Source organism: Streptomyces paradoxus, from assembly GCF_014202475.1.
Classification (GTDB): Bacteria; Actinomycetota; Actinomycetes; order Streptomycetales; family Streptomycetaceae; genus Streptomyces; species Streptomyces paradoxus.
Genome location: NZ_JACHGV010000003.1, coordinates 451298 through 476227 on the forward strand (window position 1 = coordinate 451298; position 24930 = coordinate 476227).

Consider the following 24930-nt stretch of genomic DNA (forward strand, 5'->3'; position numbering starts at 1 on the left):
AGGGCCCTCAAGCGCAAGCGGTCGATCTCAGAAGCGGCGCGTGATCAGCGCTCGCTTCACCTCGGCGATCGCCTTCGTGACCTCGATGCCGCGCGGGCAGGCGTCCGTGCAGTTGAAGGTCGTGCGGCAGCGCCAGACGCCGTCGCGGTCGTTCAGGATCTCCAGGCGCTGCTCGCCGGCCTCGTCACGCGAGTCGAAGATGAAGCGGTGCGCGTTGACGATGGCGGCCGGGCCGAAGTACTGGCCGTCGTTCCAGAAGACCGGGCACGACGTGGTGCAGGCCGCGCAGAGGATGCACTTCGTCGTGTCGTCGAAGCGCTCGCGGTCCTCGGCCGTCTGGAAACGCTCACGCGTCGGCTCGTTCGTGTCCTTCGTGATCAGGAAGGGCATGACGTCGCGGTACGCCTGGAAGAACGGCTCCATGTCGACCACGAGGTCCTTCAGGACCGTGAGGCCCTTGATGGCCTCGACCGTGATCGGCTTCTCGGGGTTGATGTCCTTGATCAGCGTCTTGCAGGCAAGGCGGTTCTTGCCGTTGATCCGCATCGCGTCCGAGCCGCAGATGCCGTGCGCGCAGGAACGGCGGAACGTCAGCGTGCCGTCCAGGTCCCACTTGATCTTGTGGAGGGCGTCGAGGACACGCTCCTTGGGGTCGATCTCCACCTGGAAGTCTTCCCACACCGCCTCCGCCGCGACCTCCGGGTTGAACCGGCGGATGCGGAAGGTGACCGTGATGTAGGGGGAGTCGGCGAAACCGGGCTCGGGCTTGCCGGCCGCGTCTTCCTTGTCCAGAACAGGGGTAGCCATCAGTACTTACGCTCCATCGGCTGGTAGCGGGTCTGGACGACCGGCTTGTAGTCGAGACGGACGGTTTCGGAGCCGTCGGCGCCGACCTCGCGGTACGCCATGGTGTGCCGCATGAAGTTGACGTCGTCGCGGTTCGGGTAGTCCTCGCGGTAGTGACCGCCGCGGGACTCCTTGCGGGCCAGCGCGGAGACGGCCATGACCTCGGCGAGGTCGAGCAGGTTGCCCAGCTCGATGGCCTCCAGCAGGTCCGTGTTGAACCGCTTGCCCTTGTCCTGGATCGCCACGTTCTTGTAGCGCTCGCGCAGCTCCGCGATCTTCTCGACCGCCGTCTTGATCGTCTGCTCGGTGCGGAACACCATGACGTTGGCGTCCATGGTCTCCTGCAGCTCACGCCGCAGCTCCGCCACCCGCTCGTTGCCGGTGGCGTCGCGCAGCCGCTCAACCTGCGCGACCACGAGCTCCGCCGGGTTCTCCGGCAGCTCGACGAACTCCGCCTTCTGCGCGTACTCGGCGGCGGCGATGCCCGCGCGCTTGCCGAAGACGTTGATGTCCAGCAGCGAGTTCGTGCCGAGGCGGTTGGCGCCGTGCACGGATACACAGGCGACCTCGCCGGCCGCGTACAGACCGGGAACGACCGTGGTGTTGTCCGCCAGGACCTCACCCTCGACGTTGGTCGGGATGCCGCCCATGGCGTAGTGCGCGGTCGGCTGGATCGGGATCGGGTCCGTGTAGGGCTCGATACCGAGGTAGGTGCGCGCGAACTCCGTGATGTCGGGCAGCTTCGCGTCCAGCTGCTCCGGCGGGAGGTGGGTGAGGTCGAGGTAGACGTGGTCGCCCTCGGGACCGCAGCCGCGGCCCTCACGGATCTCCGTGTAGATGGAGCGGGACACGACGTCACGGGACGCGAGGTCCTTCATGACCGGCGCGTACTTCTCCATGAAGCGCTCGCCGTCCTTGTTGCGGAGAATGCCGCCCTCACCGCGGGCGCCCTCCGTCAGAAGGATGCCCATGCGCCAGATGCCGGTCGGGTGGAACTGGAAGAACTCCATGTCCTCCAGCGGCAGGCCACGGCGGTAGACCGCCGCCTGGCCGTCGCCCGTCAGCGTGTGCGCGTTGGACGTCACCTTGAAGAACTTGCCGCAGCCGCCGGACGCGTAGACCACGGACTTCGCCTGGAAGACGTGGATCTCACCGGTCGCCAGCTCGTACGCGACGACACCGGCCGACTTCTTGACGCCGTCGACCTCGGTGATCAGCTGGTCCAGGACGTAGAACTCGTTGTAGAACTCCACGCCCTCCTTGACGCAGTTCTGGTACAGCGTCTGAAGGATCATGTGGCCGGTGCGGTCGGCCGCGTAGCAGGAGCGGCGGACCGGGGCCTCGCCGTGGTTGCGGCTGTGACCGCCGAAGCGGCGCTGGTCGATGGTGCCGTTCGGGGTCCGGTTGAACGGCAGGCCCATCTTCTCCAGGTCGAGGACGGAGTCGATGGCCTCCTTCGCCAGGATCTCGGCGGCGTCCTGGTCGACCAGGTAGTCACCGCCCTTGACCGTGTCGAAGGTGTGCCACTCCCAGTTGTCCTCCTCCACGTTGGCGAGCGCGGCGGCCATGCCGCCCTGCGCGGCGCCCGTGTGGGAGCGGGTGGGGTACAGCTTGGTCAGCACGGCGGTGCGGCTGCGCTTCGTGGACTCGATGGCCGCGCGCATGCCCGCGCCACCGGCGCCGACGATGACGGTGTCGTACTTGTGGATCTTCATGATTCTCGCAGCCCCGTGCCTAGCGGATGTTCGGGTCGAAGGTGAAGATCACCAGCGTGCCCAGCAGGATGGTGAACACCGTGGCCGTGTAGAGCAGGCCCTTGAGCCACAGCCGGGTGTTCGCGCGCTCCGCGTAGTCGTTGATGACCGTGCGCAGGCCGTTGGCGCCGTGCAGCATGGCGAGCCACAGCATCAGCAGGTCCCAGACCTGCCAGAACGGGGACGCCCAGCGGCCCGCCACGAAGGCGAAACCGATCTTGGACACGCCGCCGTCCAGCACGAGCTGGATCAGCAGGTGGCCGAGGACCAGGACGACCAGCACGACGCCCGACAGGCGCATGAAGAGCCAGGCGGCCAGCTCGAAGTTGCCCCGGGTGGTCTTCGGGGTCTTCTTGGTGCGCTGGCGCGGGGCCTCGATGAAGGGCGCCGGGTTGTCGACGGTGTAGACGGCGCCGCCCTCGACGGGGCCGACGCCGGCGGCGGTCTTCTCAGACGTGGACATTGGCGTCAGCTCCCGAAGAGTTCACGAGCGGCGTGGCCGAGGACGGGGTAGATGGCCCCGAGCATCAGCACGACCCACAGGGCGACGACGGTCCAGAGCATCTGCTTCTGGTAGCGGGCGCCCTTGATCCAGAAGTCGACAGCGATGACGCGCAGGCCGTTGAGCGCGTGAAAGAGGATGGCGGCGACGAGGCCGTACTCCAGCAGCGCGACGATCGGCGTCTTGTACGTGGCCACGACGGTGTCGTAGGCCTCCGGGGACACACGGACGAGGGCGGTGTCCAGCACGTGAACGAACAGGAAGAAGAAGATGAGGACGCCGGTGACTCGGTGAGCCACCCAGGACCACATTCCTTCCCGGCCGCGGTACAGCGTTCCAGCCGGCACGGAAGTTTCCTCCGGGAGCGGGGATTGGGGCCGCGCCGGCTTGGTGTGTCGGTCGGGCCCGGCCGGGTACGGTCCACCGGCCCCCAGCATCGTAGCGATGCGCTGCCGCTGGGCTGAGCCGGGGTCCCTGGGTGTGATCAAACTGGCACGCAAAGAGGTACTGGTGGGCTAGTGCGGCCCAGGGGGCAGGGGGTGTTCTTGGGGCGCCGGGTGCGAGTCGTCAGTGGTTGCTCGCGCAGTTCCCCGCGCCCCTGAGGGCGCTGACCAGCCGCACGCTCGCCAGGCGGCGGAGCTCGTCGGCCACGACCGCGCGCTCCTCCTCGGGATCGTTGGTCAATCGTGACCGGATGGCGGCGAGGAGGCGGTCCAGGGTCTCCGACGGGGACAGGCCGTCCAGGCAGATGACGAACACGTGTCCGAAGCGGGCCTCGTAGGCGGCGTGGGCCGCGCTCAGGGCGGTGTGGGCCGCGGAGTAGCTGTCCGGCGGGAGCGTGGCAAGGGGCTCGGCCGCCAGCGCTTCCGTGAAGTCGGGCCAGGCCAGGTCGTAGGCCGCCTCGTCCGCGGCGGCCAGCAGGGAGTCCAGGTCCGGGTAGGGGCGGTGGTCCGCGACGCGCCTGGCCCAGCGGAGGCTGCGCAGGCAGGAGAGCAGGGCCTGCTCCAGCTCTTGTGCGGAGGCTGCGTTGAAGTGCTCCACCGGTATGGCGAGCCGGCCGGGGAGGTCTGGGAGACGGTGCGCAGGCAGCGTGGGTCCTCGTGGGCGTCACGTGTGTCAGCAGGGCGAGCTGTGAGAGATGTGACGCCACGCTATCGAGTACGACCATGACGTGTCCGAAGGATGCCTGAATTTCACCCGGGAGAGAGAGATTCGGCACGCGTGGTGGACGCGCGCCATCCGGGCCCGGGTTTTAGGTTGGCCGTGTGAGTCAGCACAGGCGCCGGACTTCGGCGAAGCAGGAGAAACAGCGGCAGGTGCTGGTCGTGGCCATGGCTGTAGCCCTGGTCGTGGTCGCGGCCGGGGTGAGTCTCGGGCTCTGGGCGGCCTCGGGCGGCGACGGATCCACCGGTTCGGAGGCCGGATCCTCGCGGGGAGCCACCGCGGCCGCGCCCCCGGACCAGGCGCCGGAGGCGGCGCAGACCCCCAGCCCGACCCGCTCCTACCCCCTGTCCGAGGCGCCCCGCACCATCCCCGCCGTGCGCGACCACGAGCCGGCGCGCGGCCCGGGCTGGCAGCCCGGGAAGGGCAACCGGGTGGTCGTGGACGACCCGGCGCTGGCCGACGAGGGGCGGCTGGTCGCCGGCGAGCTCGGGATGGCCTACGCGGGCGAGAAGAACGACCGGCGGGCCGGGGACCTGCGGCTGGCGCTGAACGGCGACGAGGGCGCGAACCCGGAGTCGTACGTGATGACCGTGCGCGACGGGAGGGTGGAGATCAACGGGCCTTCCGACGCCGGGGTCTTCTACGGAACCCGCACGCTCAAGCAGGAGACGCACGACGGCGGCACGGCCCCCGAGGGGGTCGTGAAGGACGAGCCGGCCAAGCCGCAGCGCGGGTTCATGCTGGACATCGCGCGCAAGAACTTCACGGCCGGCTGGATCGAGGACCGCGTCCGGGAACTGGGCGACCTGAAGTTCAACCAGCTGGGGCTGCACTTCTCCGACGACCAGGGCTTCCGGATCGAGTCCTCCTCCCACCCCGAGATCGTCTCGCAGCAGCATCTGACCAAGGCACAGGTGCGGAAGATCATCGACCTCGCGCGGAGCCGGCACATCACGATCGTGCCCGAGATCGACTCGCCCGGGCACCTCGGCGCCGTTCTCGACGCCCACCCCGACCTGCAGCTGCGCACCGTGCAGGGGTCGGCGGTGCAGGGCGCCATCGACATCTCCAAGGCCGAGAGCGCCGAGATCGTCGACGACCTGCTCAACGAGTACGCGGACCTCTTCCCCGGCGGGCCGTGGCACCTCGGCGGTGACGAGTACCAGGCGCTGACCCGGTCGAACCCGGAGGCGTCGTTCCCGCAGCTGGCCGCCGCGGCCCGGGAGAGGTACGGCTCCGACGCGACGGTCGCCGACCTCACGACCGGCTGGCTCAACGACCGGGCCGACACTGTCCGGGGGCATCAGCGCGTCCCGCGCGCCTGGAACGACGGCTTCTTCCGCGGCACCTCCGTCCAGGCCGCCAAGGACATCCAGGTCGCCTACTGGACGGGCAAGGAGATCGGCGCCCGGGCTCCCCTGGAGTACCTGGAGGCGGGCCGCAAGGTGATCAACTACAACGACGAGTTCCTGTACTACGTGCTCGGCGAGCCGCAGACCTTCGTCTACCCGACGGGCCAGCGGATCTACGAGCAGTGGACACCGCGGGTGCTGCGCGGCACCGCGGCCGTGCCGGCGCGCTACGACGGCCAGATCCTCGGCGGGTCCTTCGCCGTGTGGTGCGACCTCGCGGACTCCCAGACGGAAGACCAGGTGGCGGCCGGGATCCGGATGCCGCTGCGGGCGACCGTCCAGAAGCTCTGGGACCCGGACAGGCCCGAGCTGTCCTGGGCGGAGTTCCGGGCGCTGGCGAACAGGCTCGGCTGACCGGCACGAATTGGCGCAAACGGCTGCGAACTTCCGTACGACTGTGGTGGTCTTCTGGCGCGAGTGAAACCGAATATGCCGGGGGGAACCGGGACATGGGCTACTGGGGATATTTCGTCGTGGGCCGGGGGGAGCGGCCACTGCCGGAGCTGGACGCGCTGGCGGGGGCCGGGGAGGGGCCCACGCAGCGCGCCTCGGCACCGGGCGGATGGCAGGTGTGGGAGTACCCGAGCAGCGACGGCGACATCGGGAACATGAACGCCCTGGCCCGGGAGACCGGGGCGCCCGCGCTCTTCGGGTACGTCATGAACAGCGAGTGCGTGGTGCTGGAGGCCGCGGCTCCCGAGAGCGGGGCGTGGACGACCTGCCTCGCGCGCTCCGCGATGGCCGGGTACCTGGGGGCGGGCCGCGAGGGCCCCGCTCTGGAGGACTACTTCCTCGAACCCGGTGACGCCGCCGAGCGCGCCGTGCGCTGGGCCGCCGAGGCCGGGTGCGAAGTGAACGCCGGAGCGTTGGTGGACGTACTGACTTCAGACCCCGATCCCCTGGCCGAAAACCTGTTGTTCCGTTTCCTCGACAGACTGGGCGTGGTGCCCCTGTGACACTCCGGGGCCGTCGCACGCAGTAAGGGGAAGTGCGGGTTCCGTGAGGGGTGAGGGCTGGTAGCGGCCTGATCGGGCCCCGGAGAAGGCCCGCGGAGGGAGGCGTGGATGAGCCTGGTGGAGTTGATCGCACAGGCCGACGAACGCGGGCTGGCCGCGAGCGGACTGGCTTGTCTCGATCGGTGCGTGCCCCTGCTGGGCGGTGACGACGAGACCCTGCGGCCGGTGTGGGCGAGCCTCGGCGACGACGCCGGCGACGGCGAGTGGGGCGAGCGGCTGGAGCAGGCGCGCTGCAAGCTGGACGCGGCCGGCGCCGGGGACGAGGCCGTCACACTCGCCCACCGGATGCTCGAGGCCGCTCCCGCCGAGCGCTCCGCGACGGGGCTCCGGGTGTGGGCCGACGCCTGCTCCGTCGCCTCCCTCCAGATCCACCGGCTCCTGGACACCGCCCAGGACGAGGCCTCGTCCGTCGACTCCCGCCGCGAGGGCCGTACGGACGGCATGTCACCCCTCGTCGCCGCGGAACTGCGCCGCCAGGTCATCGTCCTGGAAGTCCTGGCCGGACACGGCCCGGCCGGGCTGCGCCGGGCGCTGGAGGTGTCGACCGAGGGGCGGCGGGTGCTGCGCGCGGTGGTCTCCCGCCGGAGCCGGCAACAGGGCTGAGGGAGGCCGCCGATCGCTAAACCCGCTTCCTGGGAGGGTCCTGTGACTGTCCCTTGGGTGCGGTGGGGTGGTCCTGCGCCGCTTCGGGGAAGTCGCCGAATCCGGGTGACGAAACGCTTCGCCGCACCGCTTTCACGGATGTGACGACTCAAGCGGAGACCAGGCCATCGGCGGCTGCCAAGCCGCTGCGATGGGCGGCGGACACAGTGGCGACGATGCGCGAGGGAGCACGGCTGCGCCTCGACTACTCGGCACAGAGTCTGTGGAGCATCGACCGGATGATCGAGGAGATACGGCGGGAGGGAGCGCCCGAAGCAGCCGTCCGCCAGGTACTGCGCGGCTTCGGCGCCTACACCGGTGAGGTGATCGTGCGTCAGACCGGCGCCGAGTGGTGGGCGACCGGCGGCGACCACTGGATACGCACGCCCGACGGACGCCTGTGGGACCCCATCGACGAGGCCCGCCGCTGCTACGCCGGCCAGGGGTCGCTGCGGCTGTTGTGCCGGGACGCGGTGAGCGCCGGGCCCCGGCGGTAGCGTCAGCGCGCGAGCACGCCCTCGTCCTCGGCCCAGAGGTCCAAGGATTCCGGAGCGGGCTCGGCCTGCTGGCCGGCGTTCGCGGCCAGGGTGCGGATCTCGGGCAGGTTGTTGTAGAGGTTCTGGCCGGGGCAGGCGGTCGGGTAGCCGTCGCGGTGCCCGGAGATCCGATGGAACGTCACCTTCTGCCCCAGCTTGTACTTGCCGTTGTCGGCACCGGAGGTCAGCACGACCGTCCCGGTCGGGTCGATGCCGTAGAGGCCGAGCTTCCACGCCGCGACCTTCGCGACCGACTTGCGCACCGCGGCGCCGGCGACCGCCGTGGAGTAGTCGCCGAGCACCGAGATGCTGCTGGTGGCGGTGTTGAACCCGTAGGTGTGCGCGCCGAGGACGGGCTTGTCGATGCCGCCCGCACGGCCCTCGAAGACGGTGCCGCACTTGTCGACGAGGAAGTGGTAGCCGATGTCGTTCCAGCCGTTGCTCTTCACGTGGTAGAGGAACACGCCGCGCACGATCGACGCCGACTGGGAGCAGGTGTAGGCGTTGGTACCCGCCGTGTGGTGGACGAACATCGCCTTGGTGCCGCCGGTGAACGTGGGCGGGTCCTTCACCAGGGACTCGTCGGCGCCCCAGGCGGAGCGGGACGTCACGGCGGGACGCTCGGCGGCCAGCGGGCCGGCGGCCGGCCCGGCGACGTCCGGCGCGACGTCGTCCGGTTCGACGACCTCGGTGTGCACGGCGCCCGACCCGGCCTCGGGGTCGACCAGTTCGACACGCAGCCCCGCCGGCAGGCGGGCGCCCGAGACGCGCACCTGGAAGCCGTCCGAGGGCCCGGTCCACAGCGGCTGGGTGCCGCCCCGCACACCGGGCCGGTCGCGGTCGGGACCCGTCTCGGGCGCACGGACGTCGGTCTCCAGGAGGCGCCACGCGCTCCACGCGCCGCTCTCCCGGGAGCGGGTGCGCACGTGGGCGGTGCCCTCCAGGACCGCGTCCGGGTCGTCCCAGGTGATACCGATCAGGCTGAACGGCTCGACGGTGCGCGGGGCGAGGGACCGTTCGTGGGGGTCGCCGTCCGGCACCCGGACGGTGTGCACCCCGTCCGAGGAGGTGGCCCGGGCGGGCTGGGTCAGGCCGAGGGCGCCGAGGGCCAGGGCGGTGGCGACGGCGGTGCGCAGGAGGCGGGGTGTCATACGGCGCTCGCCTTTCGTGAGCGGTTGCATCGCGAGCAGAGCTCCCCGGTGCGTCACTCGGCCGAAACCTCCGCGGGGCCGGGCTCCCGAGGACGGCGGGCGGGGTTGACCCGAACGGTCGCCGACGCCCGCAGCCTGACGCGCTGTGACACTTCCGCGCGGACCGGCGCTGATGACCGTGGGAGGGCGCGCGCACTTGGCACGGACGAGGACGGTACTTGGGTCAGGGAACGGAACCCCGGCGCGGACAGGCGTACGACGGGGAACTCGGCGCGGCCGTTGCGCGGGCCCAGCAGGGTGACGAGGCGGCCTTCGCTGTCGCCTACCGGTTCGTGCAGCCCGGACTGCTCGGGTATCTGCGCGGCCTGGTCGGGGACGACGCGGAGGACGTGGCGTCCGACGCCTGGCTGGAGATAGCCCGGGACCTCGGGCGGTTCCGGGGCGACGGGGCCGGCTTCCGCGGCTGGACGGCGACCATCGCGCGGCACCGGGCGCTGGACCATCTGCGCCGGCAGCGGGTACGGCCCCGGTCGTCCGCACTGGAGCAGGACGTGCTGGAACTGCCCGGACCGCAGAGCACGCACGACCAGGCACTGGAGGCCCTTTCCACCGAGCACGCCCTGGAGCTGGTCCGGGGGCTGCCGCGCGACCAGGCCGAGGCGGTGCTGCTGCGGGTGGTGGTCGGCCTCGACGGGCCGGCCGCCGCACGGGTGCTGGGCAAGCGGCCGGGCGCGGTCCGCACGGCCGCCCACCGGGGCCTGAAACGCCTCGCCCGGCAGCTGGGCGCGGAGAGTGTGACGGATGACGGTCCCCGGACGCTGGGTGAGTCGACGTGAGCGGAACCGGAGATTTTGCGGACGGACCGGCCGGGTCGCGCGGCCCCGGCGCCCTGAACAGGGCGGACCGGCGGGACGTACTGGGGCCCGGCGGGCCGTACGGCACTACCGGAACATACGGATCGGTCGGAACGAGCAGGAACGGAAACGGACATGGGTGAACGGCAGAGCGACGGCGGGCTGCCCGGCCGTGGTTCCCGGCACGCCCTCCTCGACTCCGACGTGGAGGCGCTGATCGTCGCCTCCCTCATCCGGGAGGGCGTCGACGCGGGGGCCGAACAGCGGGCCGTGGCCGCCTTCCGGGCCGCCCGGGACGCCGGAGCCCTGCGGACGGGCACCCGCCGCCGGGACGACTGGCGTGCCCGGGAGCGGCGCTACCTGGGGCGCTCCCTGAGGACGACGCTCTCCGTGCTGCTCGCCAGCCTCACGCTGGGCGGTGTCGCCGTGGCGGCGATCGGCGTGGCCGGATCGCCCGACGAGGGCACGAAGGACGCCCCCGAGCGCTCGCCCGCCCCGAGCAGCGCCCCGCGCGACCCGGCGCAGAAGCCTCCCCGCGCAAGCCACGGCCCCGGTACCGGCGCCGGCTCCTCGCCGGCTCACCCGGACCGGCCGGACCCCGCCCAGGACACCGAGGCCCACTGCAACGCCTACGAGCGGGCCGGGGGACGCGGCAGGGCCCTGGAGGCGACGGCCTGGCAGCGGCTCGTGGCCGCCGCGGGGGGTGAGAGGAACGTCACTGCGTACTGCGCCGAGCGGCTGGAGGAGCCGAAGGCCGGGAGCGGCGGTTCCGGGAACGACGGCCCCGCCGACGGCGACGGTGCACCCGAAGCGAACGACGGCGCGGGCAACGCGCCGGGCAACGGCGCGGCCGACGGGCCGGACAACGGGGCGGGCAGGAGCGGGAGCGAGGGCAAGCGCTCGCAGTCCGACGGCCGGCCCAACGGCCGTCCCGAGTAAGGGATTCCACGAAGCGCCGACCGGCACCGCCGGGCGGGAGAGCGCGTCCGCCGGCACCTGCCTTGGCAACGGCCGAGGCCGCCACCCCCCACAGGAGAGGCCCCGGCCGTCGCGCGGCACGGGCCGCGCGGCGGCCCGTACTTCCTACAGCGCCCGGTGTGCGTTTTCTGTCACACCCCGCCGCGTCACGGCTTAGTTGCATCTCGGACGGACATGGACGGGGAGTGGTTTCAGGTCGTAACGTGCCATTCGCGCCAACGCGAAGGCGGTACGACCACCGCAACCACCTGCGGGCTTGTGACCGCAACCACCAATTGAGCAACCACGACGGCGAGAACCCGGTCCGCGAGAGCGGCGCCGGTAGAGGCGCAGAAGGGCGCGCGGTGCTGGGGGACGACGCGGAGCTGACCGCCGCGGTGCGCGCGGCACAGGACGGAGACGAGGACGCGTTCCGGACTGTGTACCGCACCGTTCACCCGCGGCTGCTCGGGTACGTACGCACGCTGGTCGGCGACCCCGACGCCGAGGACGTGACGTCCGAGGCGTGGCTCCAGATAGCCCGCGATCTGGAGCGGTTCACCGGCGACGCGGACCGGTTCCGCGGCTGGGCCGCCCGGATCGCCCGCAACCGAGCCCTGGACCACATACGCATGCGCGGGCGTCGGCCCGCGATCGGTGGTGACGAGACCGAGCTGACCGGCCGGGCCGCCGAGTCGGACACCGCCGGCGAGGCCATCGAGGCGCTCGCCACCGACGGCGCGTTCTCCCTGATCTCCCGGCTGCCTCAGGACCAGGCCGAGGCGGTCGTCCTGCGCGTGGTGGTGGGGCTGGACGCGAAGAGCGCCGCCGAGACGCTCGGCAAGCGCCCGGGCGCGGTCCGCACGGCGGCGCACCGGGGTCTGAAGCGGCTCGCCGAACTGCTCGGCGACGACCCGCAGGCCGATCCGGAATCGGCAGGGGTGCTCGACGCCCTGCCGCCCCAGCGAGAACCGCGCGGCGGTGCCGTGACGTCCGCAGCTGTGACGCGTAGCGTTGCGCGGACGCAGAAGGATGTGTGATGGCCGACGAGCAGTACAGGTGGCTGGACCGCGAAACGGCGGAGCGTTTGCTGAGCGGAGAGCCACCCGGAGCTGTCGACGGCGTCGGCCGTGAGCAGGCCGAACACCTCGCCAGGGCCCTCCGCGCACTGTCCGCCGAACCCCCGCTGACCAGCGATGAACTCCCCGGCGAGGCCGCCGCGGTGGCCGCTTTCCGCAAGGCCCGCGCCGAGCGCGCGGACGCGACCGCGGCCCGTGCGGCCACCGGCGGACAGGACGCGGCCGGGATCACCGAAGCAGGTCTGGTCCGTATCGGGACCCCCGGCGGCAGCGGCGGCGGGACCGCACGCCGGCCCCGCTGGGCCCGTCCTGCGCGCTTCGCCCTGGCCGCCGTGCTGGCCGTCGGCATGGCCGGCGGGGTCGCCCTCGCGGCCGGAACCGGAGCCCTGAGGGCACCGTTCGGCGACGAGCCGGACCCCGGCGCCTCCGTCTCGGCCACCGTCACGCACCCGGAACGCCCGCTGGTGTCGCCCTCGCCCAGCGACGCCGTACAGGGCGGCTCCACCCCCGACGACGCTCCGAGTGGCCCGCCGACGGGTGGGTCCGGTACCCGGGACCGGGACGAGCGGCGAGACGACGCGGCCCCGAAGCCGGACGGCCGTGAAGGCCGCCAGGGCGGCCACCGGGAGGAGATCACCTCCGCGTGCCGCGACCTCCGCGACGGCAGGCCGCTCGACCCCGACCGCAGGCGCGCCCTGCGGGACGCCGCGGACGGTCTGCGGGTGTGGAAGTACTGCAAGGGCGTCCTGTCCTCGGCCGCCCCCCGCTCGGAGGAGCACCGGCACGACGGCCGCGCCGACCAGGGCCGGCACCACGGCAAGGGCACGGATCGCGGCCGCGGCCAGGACCACAACCGGGACCACAACCGGGACCGGAAGCAGGACAAGGCCGAGGGGAAGAGCGACCGGAAGGCCGACCGGAAGGCCGATCAGGGCTCGGGGAAGAAGAACTGACGGAAGCGCCTCGCACCGCGGTGACCTGCGGTTTCGCGCTCCCTGAAAAAACTCCGGCCGAGGGTGTGACGTTTTCGGCCGCCAGGGCGCAGTAATGAGTGAGCCGACTGGTCATCGGCCGTCGCACAGAGCCGGGGTTCCCCCCGTACCTACGGCTCGTGCACCTGAGCGCGGGCGGGACACGTTCCCCCGGTCCCGCCCGCGCCCCAACTCCCTCTCCCCGCTGTCACCAGGACACGACGACCTTGTCGCCGTTGCGGACCTGCGCGTACAGCTCCGCGATCGCCGCCTCGTCCCGCACGTTGACGCAGCCGTGCGAGGCGCCCGCGTAGCCCCGGGCGGCGAAGTCCGCCGAGAAGTGCACGGCCTGGCCGCCGCTGAAGAACATCGCGTAGGGCATGGGCGAGTCGTACAGCGTCGAGACGTGGTCGCGGGACTTCCAGTAGACGGCGAAGACGCCCTCCCGGGTCGGTGTGTACTGCGAGCCGAAGCGGACCGCCATCGTCGACACGGTCCGCCCGTCGACCATCCAGCGCAGCGTCCTGCTGGTCTTGTCGATGCAGAGCACCCGGCCGGTCCGGCAGCGCGCGTCCGGCGGGTCGGCCCGCTGGCCGCCCATCAGATACAGGTCCCACCGGCCCGGCTCGCGCGTCATGCGCAGCAGCCGCCGCCAGGTGACGGCGTCGGTCTTCCCGGTGCGCGGCAGCCCGCGCTTGCCCTGGAAGCCGCTCACCGCCCGCTCCGTCGGCTCGTCGTACGTGCCCGTCGGCCCCTCGAACAGCCAGGCGACCTGCCGCAGCCGGGCCTGGAGCTCCCGCACGTCCCGGCCGGTGTCGCCGCGGGACCACAGCACGCGGGGCGGGGCGGCAGCGGTATGGGGCTTGTCGTCGCCCGAAGGCGGAGCCGGCTCCGGCCCGCCGTCGTCACCGGCGGGCGTGCGGCCCGGGGACGGGGTGCCGCTGGGCAGCTCGATGTGCACCGGCGATCGGCGTTTGCCCTGGCCGTCGGGGGTCTGCACCGTGCAGCCGGTCAGCGCGGCCAGCACGGCGAGTCCCGCTGCGAACGCTCTCCCCATGCCCGTACTACGCACACGGCCCCCCGCTCGTCTCACCGGTGTGCCCGGATGTCACCTGAGATGTTCCCCGGGCGTGACCCGCCGCGAACCAGGAGGCATGGTGGTGAGCGAGGTCACTGCTCGGGGTCACTGCTCAGCGGGAGGCAATCCACCATGGCGCGTGAGTCGGAGTCCGGACTGCCCATCGAGCCGGTCTACGGGCCGCGGGCCCTCGAGGGCTGGGATCCCGCGGAGAAGCTGGGGGAGCCGGGGGCGTACCCGTACACCCGCGGTGTGTACCCGTCGATGTACACGGGCCGTCCCTGGACGATGCGCCAGTACGCGGGTTTCGGCACGGCCGCGGAGTCCAACGCCCGTTACCGGCAACTGATCGCGCACGGGACGACGGGTCTGTCGGTCGCCTTCGACCTGCCCACCCAGATGGGCCACGACTCCGACGCCCCGATCGCGCACGGCGAGGTCGGCAAGGTGGGTGTGGCCATCGACTCGATCGAGGACATGCGGGTGCTGTTCGGCGGGATCCCGCTGGACCAGGTCTCGACGTCGATGACGATCAACGCCCCGGCGGCCCTGCTGCTGCTCCTGTACCAGCTGGTCGCGGAGGAGCAGGGCGTCGGCGCGGATCGGCTGACGGGCACGATCCAGAACGACGTGCTGAAGGAGTACATCGCCCGGGGCACCTACATCTTCCCTCCGAAGCCGTCGCTGCGGCTGATCGCGGACATCTTCCGGTACTGCCGGGCCGAGATCCCGAAGTGGAACACCATCTCGATCTCCGGCTACCACATGGCCGAGGCGGGGGCCTCGCCCGCGCAGGAGATCGCCTTCACCCTGGCCGACGGCGTCGAGTACGTGCGCACCGCCGTGGCCGCCGGCATGGACGTGGACGATTTCGCCCCGCGGCTGTCGTTCTTCTTCGTGGCACGGACCACGATCCTGGAGGAGGTCGCGAAGTTCCGTGCCGCGCGGCGGATCTGGGCGCGGGTGATGCGTGAGGAGTTCGGGGCGCGGGACCCGAAGTCGCTGATGCTGCGTTTCCACACGCAGACGGCCGGGGTGCAGCTGACGGCCCAGCAGCCCGAGGTGAACCTGGTCCGGGTCGCCGTGCAGGGCCTGGCCGCGGTGCTGGGCGGGACACAGTCGCTGCACACCAACTCCTTCGACGAGGCCATCGCCCTGCCCACCGACAAGTCGGCCCGCCTGGCCCTGCGCACCCAGCAGGTCCTCGCCCACGAAACCGACGTGACCGCGACCGTCGACCCCTTCGCCGGGTCCTACGTCATCGAGAAGATGACCGACGACCTCGAAGCCGCGGCCCTTGCGCTGATGGCCAGGGTCGAGGACCTCGGCGGCGCCGTCGACGCCATCGAGCACGGCTTCCAGAAGAACGAGATCGAACGCAACGCCTACCGCATCGCCCAGGAAACCGACTCCGGAGAACGGGTCGTCGTCGGCGTCAACCGCTTCCAGCTCGATGAGGAAGAGCCCTACGAGCCGCTGCGCGTCGACCCCGCCATCGAGGCCCGGCAGGCCGAACGCCTGGCCAGGCTGCGCGCGGAGCGCGACCAGCCGGCCGTGGACGCGGCCCTGGCGGCGCTGAAGAAGGCCGCCGAGGGCGACGACAACGTCCTCTACCCCATGAAGGAGGCCCTGCGGGCCCGCGCCACCGTCGGCGAGGTCTGCAACGCCCTGCGCGAGGTGTGGGGGGCCTACGTCCCGTCGGACGCCTTCTGACCGACAGTCGGGGCAGGGATGTCGGACCCGCGTGCGACACTCTTGCGCATGTTCGGCGTCATTGATCTGCCCACCTACCTGGCGGGCCTCGCCCTGATCGTCCTGCTGCCCGGTCCCAACTCGCTGTACGTGCTGTCCGTGGCCGCCCGCCGTGGCGTGCGTGCCGGGTACAGCGGCGCTGCCGGAGTCTGGTGCGGGGACACGGTGCTGATGACGCTGTCCGCGGCCGGGGTCGCCTCGCTGCTCCAGGCGAACGCCGTGTTGTTCGCCGTCGTCAAGTACGCGGGGGCCGGATATCTGACCTGGCTGGCCGTCGGCATGCTGCGGGCCGCGTGGGGCATGTGGCGGGAGCGCGGGGAGCGGACCGCCGGTGCCGAGGCGCCCGTGCCCGCCGGGGAGCGGCCCTTCCGCCGCGCCTTCGTCGTCAGCCTGTTCAATCCCAAGGCGATCCTCTTCTTCGTCGCCTTCTTCGTGCAGTTCGTGGATCTGGCCTACGCCTATCCCGCCCTGTCCTTCGTCGTCCTCGGCGTCCTCGCGCAGCTCGCCAGCGTGCTCTACCTCAGCGCGCTGATATTCGGCGGCACCAGGCTGGCCGCCGCCTTCCGCCGCCGCAGGCGCCTGTCGGCGGGGGCGACTTCGGCGGCGGGCGCGCTGTTCCTGGGGTTCGCGGTGAAGCTGTCGCTGGCGGGTCCGTAGGCCAAGCCCGGTCAGGCCCCGTCGCACCGGCCGAAGCGGGCCCGGGCCGCTTCGGGCCTCGTGGGTGAGGGACGACGAACGCGCCCGCCCGATGGCCGACTTCGTCCTGTCGGCCCCAGGCGGGCGCGCGTCAGGACCGTTTCGCGCGGGCCCGGCGCACGGCGCGGGTGATCACGGGCGGGAGCAGGTCCTTGGCGAGCCGGCGGGCCCGGGAGGGAGCGGGCCGGGCCGGGCGCGCCGCGGCCGACTCGGCGACCCGGGGAGCGGGGGCCGGCGCGGCCACGGGCTCCACGTAGTGCCGTGAGGGCGGGAAGGGCGGCGGCTTCATGCCCCGTGAGCGGGTCCGGATCAGCCGGTGCCCGGCCGCCTCCTGCACGCTCAGCCCGACGTCCGGGCGCTGCCGCAGCATCTCCAGCAGTTCCTCCTGGAGCGGCTCCGGATCGCCCCAGGTGGCGTACATCTTCTGCGTGCTGAGACAGATCGGGCGCAGACCGCGGTTGAGGACGGCCTCCCAGGCGGCGACCGAGACACCCGGGGTGTGCTCGGACCGGAAGTCGTCCAGGACCACCACACCCTCGGGCAGCAGGATGTCGTGGGCCGCGCCGATGTCGCCGTGCACGTGCTCGTACAGGTGCGAGGCGTCGATGTGGATGAAGCGGCAGGTGTCCGGGGCCACCTTCTCGTCCACCAGGGAGCTGGGGCCGGTGATCACCGTCGGCAGGGTGTCGTGGAAGGCGAGGTAGTTCCGCTCGAACGCCTGCTGGGTGAGCGAGGCGTACGACTGCGAGGACTCCGCCTTGTTGGCCTCGTCCGGGGCGTCGCCCTCGAACAGGTCGCAGACGGTGAACACTTCGCCGTCCTGGAGGTGATGTCCGAGGAGGATCGCGCTCTTGCCCATGTAGACGCCGAGTTCCAGCAGGTCGCCCTTTATGCCGGCCTTCTTCTGCTGGTCCAGGAACCAGGTGAACAGCATCTGGTCCAGCGGCGGGAACCAGCCCGGGACGTCGGCGAGTTCGCCGGGGTGCGTGTCGGTCGCTTGTGCTTGGGTCATGAGGCGAGCCTTCTCTTCGAGCATTGCCCCGATCGACGGCCGGTTGAACGTCCCGTGAACAGGGTCAGCGGGTCTTCGTCAGGGCCGCCCGCAGCCGGGGTGTCAGCGGCTTCTCCACATACTTGTGCAGCAACCACGCCAGCAGCAGCATTGACGCCACCGTCAGCGCGAAGGTCACCCCTGAGGGCAGTCCCAGGCCGCGGTGCAGGGCGTGGATCACGACCCAGCCGAGGTGCTCGTGGACCAGGTAGAAGGGGTACGTCAGCGCGCCCGCGACCGTCAGCCACCGCCAGTTCACGCGGCCCAGCAGGCCCAGCGCGATCGCGGCGACCGCCACGAAGCCGAACGTCACGACGGCGACGATCCCGAACGAGGAGCGGTAGGAGAAGGCCTCCGGGTCGGGCGCGTGCCACAGCCCCTGCACCGCGTAGTGCTGGCCGATCAGCCAGCTGACGGCGACGATGGCCCAGCCGTGGACGTCCCGCCGGTCGCGGTGCACGAGGTAGAGGCCGACACCGCCGATGAAGAAGGGCGCGTACTCGGGCATCAGGACGATGTCGAGCAGCGGCATGTTCGCGTTCTCGGCGATCACCGCCGCCAGCGTCCAGCCCGCGCAGAACATGATCACCCGGCGGCGGTTCGCTCCGGGCAGCACGACGCACAGGGCGAACAGGGCGTAGAAGCGGACCTCCGCCCACAGGGTCCAGCACACCCCGAGCACCCGGTCCACGCCCAGCGGCATCTGCAGCATGGTCAGGTTGACCAGGGCGTCGCTGGGCGAGACGGCCTGGTAGGCCACCACCGGCAGCGCGAACACCGCCGTGACGACGAGCACCGCCACCCAGTAGGCCGGCAGCAGCCGGGAGGCGCGGGAGGCGAAGAACGACTTCAGGGGACGGCCCCAGCCGCTCATGCAGATCACGAAGCCGCTGATCACGAAGAAGACCTGGACACCGAGGCAGCCGTAGGCGAAGAGCGAGTGCAGGGTGGGGAACTGGTCCCTGGGCGAGGTGCCCCAGGCCTGGGCGACCTCACCGCCGCGTCCGCCGTAGTGGTACAGCGCCACCATCAGGGCGGCCACCAGCCGCAGTCCGTCGAGGGCGCGCAGCCGGCCGCCGGAGTCCCTTCTGCGCCGTGGGACGGTCGTGGCGCCCGGCTGGTCGACCAGCACGGCGACACCGGGCTGGGGCTTGCGGGTGCTGACGACCGTCTCGGTCACGCTGGAAACCTCTGTGTGGCTCGTATGTCCTTTGCCTGAGCCGCCTGTGGGCGGGCGCCTGTCACCCTAGGACGAGAGTTGACGCAATTACGTTCGATGGCGACAGGCTTCGCCCGCCCGTCTCCATGGGTTCATCTGGATGTCGCCGGGGGCGGGCGGGACCGGCTTCAGCGGCGTACCGCCTTGCGCAGGGCCCGGGCCCGCCGGACCACCCGGCGTGCCGTGGAGTTGCGCGGCAGGAACGCCAGCCGCTGCGGGATGCCGCCGGGCAGTCCGAGCGCGGTGAGGCGGCGCTTCTTGAAGTAGCGCCGGGTGCGCGGCCCGAGGTGCCGGGCGAGGAACTGCTCGGCCTGCGGGCGCAGATCCGGGTAGATCTGCGGCTGCATCGTGAACCCGAGGGCCGTGACGAGGGCGGACAGCCGCTCGGCCGGCAGCAGGTCCCCGTCCGTGCCGCTCTCCAGGCCGGGCAGCAGCGCGTCCGCCAGGGTGGCCGGGACCCGGTTGCTGTTCTGGTACGGCGTCAGCCGCTCCAGCAGCAGCTCGGTCCCGATGCGCGCGGCCGGCAGGTCGTAGAACGCGGAGGCCGTGAACAGCGCGGTCGAGAAGCAGCCGACGACCAGCGCGGGCCGGGCCCGGTCGAACAGCACCTCGGCGAGCACGGGCGTGTCCAGGACCGTGAGGTCCACGCCGAGCTTCTCGGCCTCGGTCTCCAGGGCACGGCTGTAGCGGGCCGGTGCGGTCGGGTGGGGCTTGAAGACGACCGTGCGGTGGCCGCGGGCGACCGCGCCCCGCATCATCCGCACGTGCAGGTCCTCTTCCTCCTCGGGGGAGAGGATGTTCAGCGCGGACAGGTACTGGCCGAGCAGCAGCGCCGAGTCGCCGGGGACGTCCGGCAGCTCGGGCACCGTCTCGGTGACCTCGCCGAGCACCTTCAGGAACGCGGGCGTCGGCACCAGGTGCGCCGGCACGCCGAACTCCGTGAGCAGCACCGGCGTGAGCCCCGGCACCAGATCGAGGTGCAGCAGCCGCCGCACGCGGGTGCCGACCAGCGGGTCGAGCTTGTTGCGCGTGGGGCCGTAGCTCATCAGCCCGTCGGCGTAGACGTCGATGGGGGCGTCGGTGAACAGCTGGGCCACACTCAGGGCGGGCGCGACCTGGATCGACTCCAGCACCAGGCTCACCCGGTCGTCGCCGAGGCCCCACAACAGCCGCAGGTAGCGCTCGAACAGCGGGATGTCGTCGGCGCGTGGCGTCCAGGCCCCGGGGTGGAAGGGGCGGATGGCCTCGTTCCAGGACAGCACCTCGTCGAAGTGCTCGCGCAGCGGGGCGAATCCCGGCATCTCGTCGAGGGCCGGCGTGGTCTCCGGGGTCGTGGAGTTGTTGAACACCAGGAGCACCCGGCGGTCCGGCTCCTCGAACAGGCCGGAGTCGATCGCGGCGGCCAGGGTGGCGACGCCGTACAGCGTCGAGGCGCAGAAGATCTGAGTCGTCCCGGGCATCAGGCGGCCGCTCCCGTCGTGGTGACCCGGCGCCGCAGCCGCCGCAGCTTGGACGAGCGGTCCATGTCCATGGCCTCCAGTGCGTCACCGAGTGCGTCCTGCGGCATGCGCTTGATGGCCGCCGCGCTCATCGACCGCAGCTGCCTGGCCACGGCCGGTTCGAACCTGTCTTCGTTGGAGAGGTGGTGGGCGATGATCGCGCAGTAGGTCCGCACCGCCTTGGGCAGCAGCCGGCCGGCATCGCGGTCCGCGGCCGTCTCCTCGATCACCTGGTCGAAGGCGCGGATGAAGTCGAGCTGGCGGACGTCGCCGATCTGGGTCAGGGACGAGGCCACCCCGCGCCGGTAGAACACGCCCAGCAGGCTCACCACGGCGAACGACTCCGCCTCGCGGTGCAGCTTCCAGATCCACGGCCGGTCCTCGGCCGTGCGCAGCCCGTCGGTGAAGTGGAGCAGGCCCCTGTCGAGGAGGCGGCGGTGGTACGCGCCGGCCCACGCGTAGGCGTAGTCCACGGAGGTGGAGCGGTGGGCGGGGAGGATCGCGTCCCGGGGGCTGAACGTCTCCCAGCGCCTGCCGACCGGTACCCGGCTCACGGAGCGGGCCCGGGCGGTCGCCTGCACATGGTCGGTGCGGACGAAGTCGCAGCCCAACTCGTCCATCGCGGACACCAGTTCGGTGAGATAGCCGGGGGCCAGCCAGTCGTCGCCGTCCAGGAACGTCAGGTACTCGCCCTGCGCCGCGTCCAGGCCGGTGTTGCGGGCGGTGGCGAGCCCACCGTTTTGCTCGTGGCGGATGTACCGCACCTGGGCGACATCCGAAAGGTCCTCGGCCGCTCGTTCGAGAATGGCCGGAGTTTCGTCCCTCGAATGGTCGTCGACCAGGATGAACTCGAAATCGCGGTCGGCGTTCAACCGAAGGCTTCTGAGGGTGTCCGGGGCATATTGCTGCACGTTGTAGAACGGCACGATCACGGAAAGCTTAGGCACCCGCAAAACGTTAGGAGGCCGCCCGGCAGCGGAACTTTCCGATGAAGGTACACCGGGTGAACTCAATGTGTCAGAACGGTGCACCCCGTGTACTTCCCGCCTCCCAGCAGGCCAGTTCGGCTCTCGGTGGGCTGTTGTTAACTTTTCGTTGAGTCGCGGTTCCGCCATACCTCGGATTCGCTTCCTAGCGTCATCGACGTGCCAGTAAGTACACCGAAGCGCCCGCGAATCGCGGTCCTTGCGGACTCCGACACCCGATGGAAATGGGGTGCGCTGACCGCGGACCGCATCGCCCCGGGACCGTCCATGGAAACCGCACCGCGGGAGGGCGCGCAAGCCCGCCCCCTCCTCGACGGATTCCTGCTGCGCGGCCGGGCGACGCCCACTGCGCGCCAGCTGGAGGAGGTGGGCGTGCGCGCCGACTCGCTGCGGGAGGTCACCGCCGCCGAGTTCCTGCGTGCCATGGCCGAGGAGTCCTACGACCTTCTGGTCCTCTCCCTCGTGGGCGGCGGTGTGCAGGCGATGCTGCACGGCCTGAAGCACGTCTGGGGCAACCGCACCGAGCGGCCCGTCGTCGTCACCGGCTACGTCGGCGTCGTCTACGAGAAGCTCGCCGACGGCCTGCTGCTGCGGCACGGCGCGGACCTCGTCCTCGCCAATTCCCGCCAGGACGCGGACCGATTCCGGGCCGTGTACGAAGGGGTCGGCGCGGACGCCTCGGCGGTGACCGAGGTGGCGCTGCCCTTCCTCGGCGGCGCGCCCTACGAGGGGCAGCACGACCCCTGCACCGTGGTGTTCGCCGCCCAGCCCTCCGTCCCGGAGAGCCGCAAGGACCGCACGTACCTGCTGAACCGGCTGGTGCAGCACGCCCGCAGGCACCCCGAGCGCGAGGTGCTGCTGAAGCTGCGCTCCAAGCCGGGCGAACACACCACCCACATCGAGGAGCTGCCGTACCAGAAGCTGGTGCAGCGCCTCGATCCACCGGCCAACTTCCGCCTGGTGTACGGGAACATGGGCGAGGTCCTCGACCGGACCGACCTGCTGGTGACGGTCAGCTCCACGGCCGCCCTGGAGTCGCTGCACCGGCGGATCCCCACGGTGGTACTGACCGACCTCGGCATCCGCGAGTCGCTCGGCAACCACCACTTCGTGGGGTCCGGCTGCCTCGCCTCCTGGGACCAGCTCGACGCCGGGCACCGGCCCGTGCCCGACGAGGAGTGGGTGTCCCGCCAGGGCGTCGCGGCCGACGGCTCCTACGCCTCCGCCTTCGACGCGGCCCGCGAACGCATCGCCAAGCTGCTCGACCGGCCCGGCGGCCTGCCCCCGCTGGTCCCGTACTACACCCCCGTCACCGCGCCCGGCTATCTGCCCGGCATCCTCGCCCGCCACCACCTCGGCCCGGACGGCGCCCCGCTGCCCGGCGCGCCCGCCGCCGACAAGGACCCCGGACCGGTCCGGCAGATCGTGCGCCGGGCGGCGCGCGGCGCCTACCGGCACGGCGTGCAGCGCGTGGCGCCCGTCATCCGGCGGATGGGCGAGCTGTGAGCCGCCCCGAGACCCCTGCCCAAGGAGTAGACCCCATGTCCCATCCGCAAACGGGCCAAGGCGCCTCCGTGCGCCGCGTGCTCGCGGTGATCCCCGCACGCGGCGGCTCCAAGGGCGTGCCCGCGAAGAACCTCCTCCCCGTCGGCGGCGTCCCGCTGGTGGCGCGGACGGTGCGCGAGTGCCGCACGGCCCGGCTGGTGACCGACGTCGTGGTCTCCACCGACGACCAGGCCATCGCGGCCGCCGCCCGTGAGGCAGGCGCCGAGGTCGTGCTGCGGCCCGCCGCCATCGCCGGCGACACGGCCACCTCCGAGGCCGCCGTCCTGCACGCCATGGACGCCCACGAGGCCCTGCACGGGGCGCCGGTGGACGTGGTCCTGCTCGTGCAGTGCACCAGCCCGTTCATCGTCCGCGAGGACATCGACGGGGTGGCGGGCGCGATCACCGAGAACGGCGCCGACACCGCGGTGACCGTGGCGCCCTTCCACGGGTTCGTCTGGCGGGACGCCGACGACGAGGCAGCGGCCGGCTCCGTCGCGGAGGCCGACGCCGCGGTCGGCGGCGGCTACGGCGTCAACCACGACAAGTCCTTCCGGCCCCGCCGCCAGGACCGCCCCCAGGACCTGCTGGAGACCGGCGCCGCCTACGCCATGGAGGCGACCGGCTTCCGCAAGCACCAGCACCGCTTCTTCGGCCGCACCGAACTGGTCCGCACGGACCCCGCGCGCGTGCTGGAGATCGACGACCCGCACGACCTCGCCCGCGCCCGGGCCCTCGCCCCGCTCTTCGACGCGGACCGGCCCGGCGCCCTCCCGACCGCCGACGACATCGACGCGGTCGTCCTCGACTTCGACGGCACCCAGACCGACGACCGGGTGCTCGTCGACTCCGACGGACGGGAGTTCGTCTCCGTGCACCGCGGGGACGGACTCGGCATCGCGGCCCTGCGCAACAGCGGCCTGAAGATGCTGATCCTGTCCACGGAACAGAACCCTGTGGTCGCCGCCCGGGCCCGGAAGCTCAAGCTCCCGGTCCTGCACGGCATAGACCGCAAGGACCTCGCACTGAAGCAGTGGTGCGAGGAGCAGGGCATCGCGCCGGAGCGCGTGCTCTACGTCGGCAACGACGTCAATGACCTCCCGTGCTTCGCCCTCGTGGGCTGGCCCGTGGCGGTCGCGAGCGCCCACGACGTCGTGCGCGGCGCCGCACGCGCGGTCACCACCGTCCCCGGTGGCGACGGCGCGATCCGAGAGATCGCCAGCTGGATCCTCGGCCCCTCTCTCGATTCCCTCACCAAGTAAGGACATCTCTGCCATGAGCACCAACTCCCGTATCCGCCGGTTCGGTTCGCGCGAGGTCGGCCCGGGCCGCCCGGTCTACGTCTGCGGCGAGATCGGCATCAACCACAACGGCGAGCTGGAGAACGCCTTCAAGCTGATCGACGCCGCCGCCGAGGCCGGCTGCGACGCCGTCAAGTTCCAGAAGCGCACCCCGGAGATCTGCACCCCGCGCGACCAGTGGGACATCGAGCGCGACACGCCCTGGGGCCGGATGACCTACATCGACTACCGCCACCGCGTGGAGTTCGGCGAGGACGAGTACCGCGCCATCGACGACTACTGCAAGTCGAAGAACATCGACTGGTTCGCCTCCCCGTGGGACACCGAGGCCGTCGCCTTCCTGGAGAAGTTCGACGTCCCCGCCCACAAGGTCGCCTCCGCCTCCCTCACGGACGACGAACTGCTGCAGGCCCTGCGCTCCACCGGCCGCGCGGTGATCCTCTCCACCGGCATGTCGACGCCGAAGCAGATCCGCCACGCGGTCGAGGTCCTCGGCTCCGACAACATCCTGATGTGCCACGCCACGTCGACCTACCCGGCGAAGGCCGAAGAGCTCAACCTGCGGGTCATCAACACCCTCCAGCAGGAGTTCCCGAACGTCCCGATCGGCTACTCCGGCCACGAGACCGGCCTGCAGACCACCCTCGCCGCGGTCGCCCTGGGCGCCACCTTCGTCGAGCGCCACATCACCCTCGACCGCGCCATGTGGGGCTCGGACCAGGCCGCGTCCGTGGAGCCGCAGGGCCTGACCCGCCTCGTCCGCGACATCCGCACCATCGAGGCCTCCCTCGGCGACGGCGTCAAGAAGGTCTACGAGTCCGAGCTGGGCCCGATGAAGAAGCTGCGCCGCGTCACCGGCGTGGTCGCCGAGGCGGAGATCGCCACGGCCGCGGGCGAGCCGGTCGGCGTCTGAACGCAC

Annotated in this window: 24 protein-coding genes; 13 read left to right on the forward strand and 11 right to left on the reverse strand. The window is 71.6% G+C overall.

All coding sequences use genetic code 11. The annotated features are described in order from the left end of the window. Positions 1-27: 27 nt before the first annotated feature. From HNR57_RS11775 to HNR57_RS11795, 5 genes are all read right to left on the reverse strand, one after another. The gene (locus HNR57_RS11775; protein WP_031107859.1) at positions 28-807 is read right to left on the reverse strand and encodes a succinate dehydrogenase iron-sulfur subunit; all 780 of its coding nucleotides are present in this window, start codon (positions 805-807) and stop codon (positions 28-30) included. After that, positions 807-2561 (reverse strand): succinate dehydrogenase flavoprotein subunit, encoded by a 1755-nt coding sequence (sdhA, locus tag HNR57_RS11780; RefSeq protein ID WP_033311432.1) that lies wholly within the window; start codon positions 2559-2561, stop codon positions 807-809. The genes HNR57_RS11775 and sdhA overlap by 1 nt, the downstream gene beginning before the upstream one ends. A gap of 19 nt (positions 2562-2580) precedes the next feature. Beyond that, a complete protein-coding gene (locus HNR57_RS11785) occupies positions 2581-3063 on the reverse strand; it encodes a succinate dehydrogenase hydrophobic membrane anchor subunit (RefSeq protein ID WP_107455798.1) in 483 nt (160 codons plus the stop codon). A gap of 5 nt (positions 3064-3068) precedes the next feature. Beyond that, a complete protein-coding gene (sdhC, locus tag HNR57_RS11790) occupies positions 3069-3449 on the reverse strand; it encodes a succinate dehydrogenase, cytochrome b556 subunit (RefSeq protein WP_031107855.1) in 381 nt (126 codons plus the stop codon). A gap of 220 nt (positions 3450-3669) precedes the next feature. Then, positions 3670-4143 carry a 2-oxo-4-hydroxy-4-carboxy-5-ureidoimidazoline decarboxylase gene (locus HNR57_RS11795; protein ID WP_184559566.1) on the reverse strand — a complete coding sequence of 158 codons (474 nt, stop codon included), beginning with the start codon at positions 4141-4143 and terminating at the stop codon, positions 3670-3672. A 290-nt stretch (positions 4144-4433) separates the two neighbouring features. Between HNR57_RS11795 and HNR57_RS11800 the strand changes: the two genes are divergently transcribed. From HNR57_RS11800 to HNR57_RS11815, 4 genes are all read left to right on the forward strand, one after another. Further along, positions 4434-6032 (forward strand): beta-N-acetylhexosaminidase, encoded by a 1599-nt coding sequence (locus tag HNR57_RS11800; protein ID WP_184560373.1) that lies wholly within the window; start codon positions 4434-4436, stop codon positions 6030-6032. A 95-nt stretch (positions 6033-6127) separates the two neighbouring features. Next, the gene (locus HNR57_RS11805) at positions 6128-6634 is read left to right on the forward strand and encodes a hypothetical protein (RefSeq protein WP_184559568.1); all 507 of its coding nucleotides are present in this window, start codon (positions 6128-6130) and stop codon (positions 6632-6634) included. A gap of 108 nt (positions 6635-6742) precedes the next feature. Beyond that, complete coding sequence (locus tag HNR57_RS11810; RefSeq protein ID WP_184559570.1) at positions 6743-7297, forward strand: hypothetical protein; 555 nt, start codon at positions 6743-6745, stop codon at positions 7295-7297. 140 nt (positions 7298-7437) lie between these two features. Further along, positions 7438-7833, forward strand: coding sequence for a hypothetical protein (locus HNR57_RS11815; protein WP_184559572.1), 396 nt, complete (start codon positions 7438-7440; stop codon positions 7831-7833). A 2-nt stretch (positions 7834-7835) separates the two neighbouring features. Here the strand turns inward: HNR57_RS11815 and HNR57_RS11820 are convergent, their stop codons facing one another. Next, complete coding sequence (locus HNR57_RS11820) at positions 7836-9023, reverse strand: peptidoglycan recognition protein family protein (RefSeq protein ID WP_184559574.1); 1188 nt, start codon at positions 9021-9023, stop codon at positions 7836-7838. Between the two features lie 218 nt (positions 9024-9241). On the opposite strand from HNR57_RS11820, the gene HNR57_RS11825 reads away from it, so the two are divergent. The 4 genes from HNR57_RS11825 (at position 9242) to HNR57_RS11840 (ending at position 12866) form a co-directional block, all read left to right on the forward strand. Continuing rightward, the gene (locus HNR57_RS11825) at positions 9242-9859 is read left to right on the forward strand and encodes an RNA polymerase sigma factor (protein WP_184559576.1); all 618 of its coding nucleotides are present in this window, start codon (positions 9242-9244) and stop codon (positions 9857-9859) included. A gap of 153 nt (positions 9860-10012) precedes the next feature. Then, a complete protein-coding gene (locus HNR57_RS11830; RefSeq protein ID WP_184559577.1) occupies positions 10013-10816 on the forward strand; it encodes a hypothetical protein in 804 nt (267 codons plus the stop codon). A gap of 383 nt (positions 10817-11199) precedes the next feature. After that, positions 11200-11874: an RNA polymerase sigma factor gene (locus HNR57_RS11835; RefSeq protein ID WP_184560375.1), complete on the forward strand. Its 675-nt coding sequence runs from the start codon at positions 11200-11202 to the stop codon at positions 11872-11874. After that, positions 11874-12866, forward strand: a complete 993-nt coding sequence (locus tag HNR57_RS11840) for a hypothetical protein (protein WP_184559579.1) — start codon at positions 11874-11876, stop codon at positions 12864-12866. The genes HNR57_RS11835 and HNR57_RS11840 overlap by 1 nt, the downstream gene beginning before the upstream one ends. A 226-nt stretch (positions 12867-13092) precedes the next feature. Here the strand turns inward: HNR57_RS11840 and HNR57_RS11845 are convergent, their stop codons facing one another. Beyond that, the gene (locus tag HNR57_RS11845) at positions 13093-13941 is read right to left on the reverse strand and encodes a L,D-transpeptidase family protein (protein WP_184559580.1); all 849 of its coding nucleotides are present in this window, start codon (positions 13939-13941) and stop codon (positions 13093-13095) included. 153 nt (positions 13942-14094) lie between these two features. On the opposite strand from HNR57_RS11845, the gene HNR57_RS11850 reads away from it, so the two are divergent. Further along, entirely contained in the window at positions 14095-15675 is a 1581-nt protein-coding gene (locus HNR57_RS11850) for an acyl-CoA mutase large subunit family protein (RefSeq protein WP_184559582.1), read from the forward strand. Between the two features lie 48 nt (positions 15676-15723). Further along, positions 15724-16371 carry a leucine efflux protein LeuE gene (gene leuE, locus HNR57_RS11855; protein ID WP_184559584.1) on the forward strand — a complete coding sequence of 216 codons (648 nt, stop codon included), beginning with the start codon at positions 15724-15726 and terminating at the stop codon, positions 16369-16371. A gap of 130 nt (positions 16372-16501) precedes the next feature. On the opposite strand, the gene HNR57_RS11860 is transcribed toward leuE, so the two are convergent. From HNR57_RS11860 to HNR57_RS11875, 4 genes are all read right to left on the reverse strand, one after another. After that, a complete protein-coding gene (locus HNR57_RS11860) occupies positions 16502-17422 on the reverse strand; it encodes a class I SAM-dependent methyltransferase (protein ID WP_184559586.1) in 921 nt (306 codons plus the stop codon). Positions 17423-17486: 64 nt separating this feature from the next. Further along, the gene (locus tag HNR57_RS11865; RefSeq protein ID WP_184559588.1) at positions 17487-18641 is read right to left on the reverse strand and encodes an acyltransferase family protein; all 1155 of its coding nucleotides are present in this window, start codon (positions 18639-18641) and stop codon (positions 17487-17489) included. A 167-nt stretch (positions 18642-18808) separates the two neighbouring features. Continuing rightward, positions 18809-20140 (reverse strand): alpha-2,8-polysialyltransferase family protein, encoded by a 1332-nt coding sequence (locus HNR57_RS11870; RefSeq protein ID WP_184559590.1) that lies wholly within the window; start codon positions 20138-20140, stop codon positions 18809-18811. Beyond that, a complete protein-coding gene (locus HNR57_RS11875; protein WP_184559592.1) occupies positions 20140-21126 on the reverse strand; it encodes a glycosyltransferase family 2 protein in 987 nt (328 codons plus the stop codon). Before HNR57_RS11875 ends, HNR57_RS11870 begins: the two co-directional genes overlap by 1 nt. A gap of 198 nt (positions 21127-21324) precedes the next feature. Between HNR57_RS11875 and HNR57_RS11880 the strand changes: the two genes are divergently transcribed. The 3 genes from HNR57_RS11880 to HNR57_RS11890 are packed head-to-tail and all read left to right on the forward strand — an operon-like array spanning position 21325 to position 24924. Next, positions 21325-22671 (forward strand): DUF6716 putative glycosyltransferase, encoded by a 1347-nt coding sequence (locus tag HNR57_RS11880; RefSeq protein ID WP_184559594.1) that lies wholly within the window; start codon positions 21325-21327, stop codon positions 22669-22671. A gap of 35 nt (positions 22672-22706) precedes the next feature. After that, positions 22707-23972, forward strand: a complete 1266-nt coding sequence (locus HNR57_RS11885; RefSeq protein ID WP_184559596.1) for an N-acylneuraminate cytidylyltransferase — start codon at positions 22707-22709, stop codon at positions 23970-23972. 13 nt (positions 23973-23985) lie between these two features. Next, a complete protein-coding gene (locus tag HNR57_RS11890) occupies positions 23986-24924 on the forward strand; it encodes an N-acetylneuraminate synthase family protein (protein WP_107455781.1) in 939 nt (312 codons plus the stop codon). Positions 24925-24930 lie beyond the last annotated feature (6 nt).

What these genes read in the sequence shown, in the direction of transcription:
- HNR57_RS11830 (WP_184559577.1), top strand. Translation starts at nt 10,013, where the DNA reads ATGGGTGAACGGCAGAGCGACGGCGGGCTGCCCGGCCGTGGTTCCCGG.
- HNR57_RS11820 (WP_184559574.1), bottom strand. Translation starts at nt 9,023, where the DNA reads ATGACACCCCGCCTCCTGCGCACCGCCGTCGCCACCGCCCTGGCCCTC.
- HNR57_RS11890 (WP_107455781.1), top strand. Translation starts at nt 23,986, where the DNA reads ATGAGCACCAACTCCCGTATCCGCCGGTTCGGTTCGCGCGAGGTCGGC.
- leuE (WP_184559584.1), top strand. Translation starts at nt 15,724, where the DNA reads ATGTTCGGCGTCATTGATCTGCCCACCTACCTGGCGGGCCTCGCCCTG.
- HNR57_RS11805 (WP_184559568.1), top strand. Translation starts at nt 6,128, where the DNA reads ATGGGCTACTGGGGATATTTCGTCGTGGGCCGGGGGGAGCGGCCACTG.
- HNR57_RS11810 (WP_184559570.1), top strand. Translation starts at nt 6,743, where the DNA reads ATGAGCCTGGTGGAGTTGATCGCACAGGCCGACGAACGCGGGCTGGCC.
- HNR57_RS11870 (WP_184559590.1), bottom strand. Translation starts at nt 20,140, where the DNA reads ATGCCCGGGACGACTCAGATCTTCTGCGCCTCGACGCTGTACGGCGTC.
- HNR57_RS11860 (WP_184559586.1), bottom strand. Translation starts at nt 17,422, where the DNA reads ATGACCCAAGCACAAGCGACCGACACGCACCCCGGCGAACTCGCCGAC.
- HNR57_RS11785 (WP_107455798.1), bottom strand. Translation starts at nt 3,063, where the DNA reads ATGTCCACGTCTGAGAAGACCGCCGCCGGCGTCGGCCCCGTCGAGGGC.
- HNR57_RS11800 (WP_184560373.1), top strand. Translation starts at nt 4,434, where the DNA reads ATGGCTGTAGCCCTGGTCGTGGTCGCGGCCGGGGTGAGTCTCGGGCTC.
- HNR57_RS11775 (WP_031107859.1), bottom strand. Translation starts at nt 807, where the DNA reads ATGGCTACCCCTGTTCTGGACAAGGAAGACGCGGCCGGCAAGCCCGAG.
- HNR57_RS11845 (WP_184559580.1), bottom strand. Translation starts at nt 13,941, where the DNA reads ATGGGGAGAGCGTTCGCAGCGGGACTCGCCGTGCTGGCCGCGCTGACC.
- sdhA (WP_033311432.1), bottom strand. Translation starts at nt 2,561, where the DNA reads ATGAAGATCCACAAGTACGACACCGTCATCGTCGGCGCCGGTGGCGCG.
- HNR57_RS11850 (WP_184559582.1), top strand. Translation starts at nt 14,095, where the DNA reads ATGGCGCGTGAGTCGGAGTCCGGACTGCCCATCGAGCCGGTCTACGGG.
- HNR57_RS11840 (WP_184559579.1), top strand. Translation starts at nt 11,874, where the DNA reads ATGGCCGACGAGCAGTACAGGTGGCTGGACCGCGAAACGGCGGAGCGT.
- HNR57_RS11885 (WP_184559596.1), top strand. Translation starts at nt 22,707, where the DNA reads ATGTCCCATCCGCAAACGGGCCAAGGCGCCTCCGTGCGCCGCGTGCTC.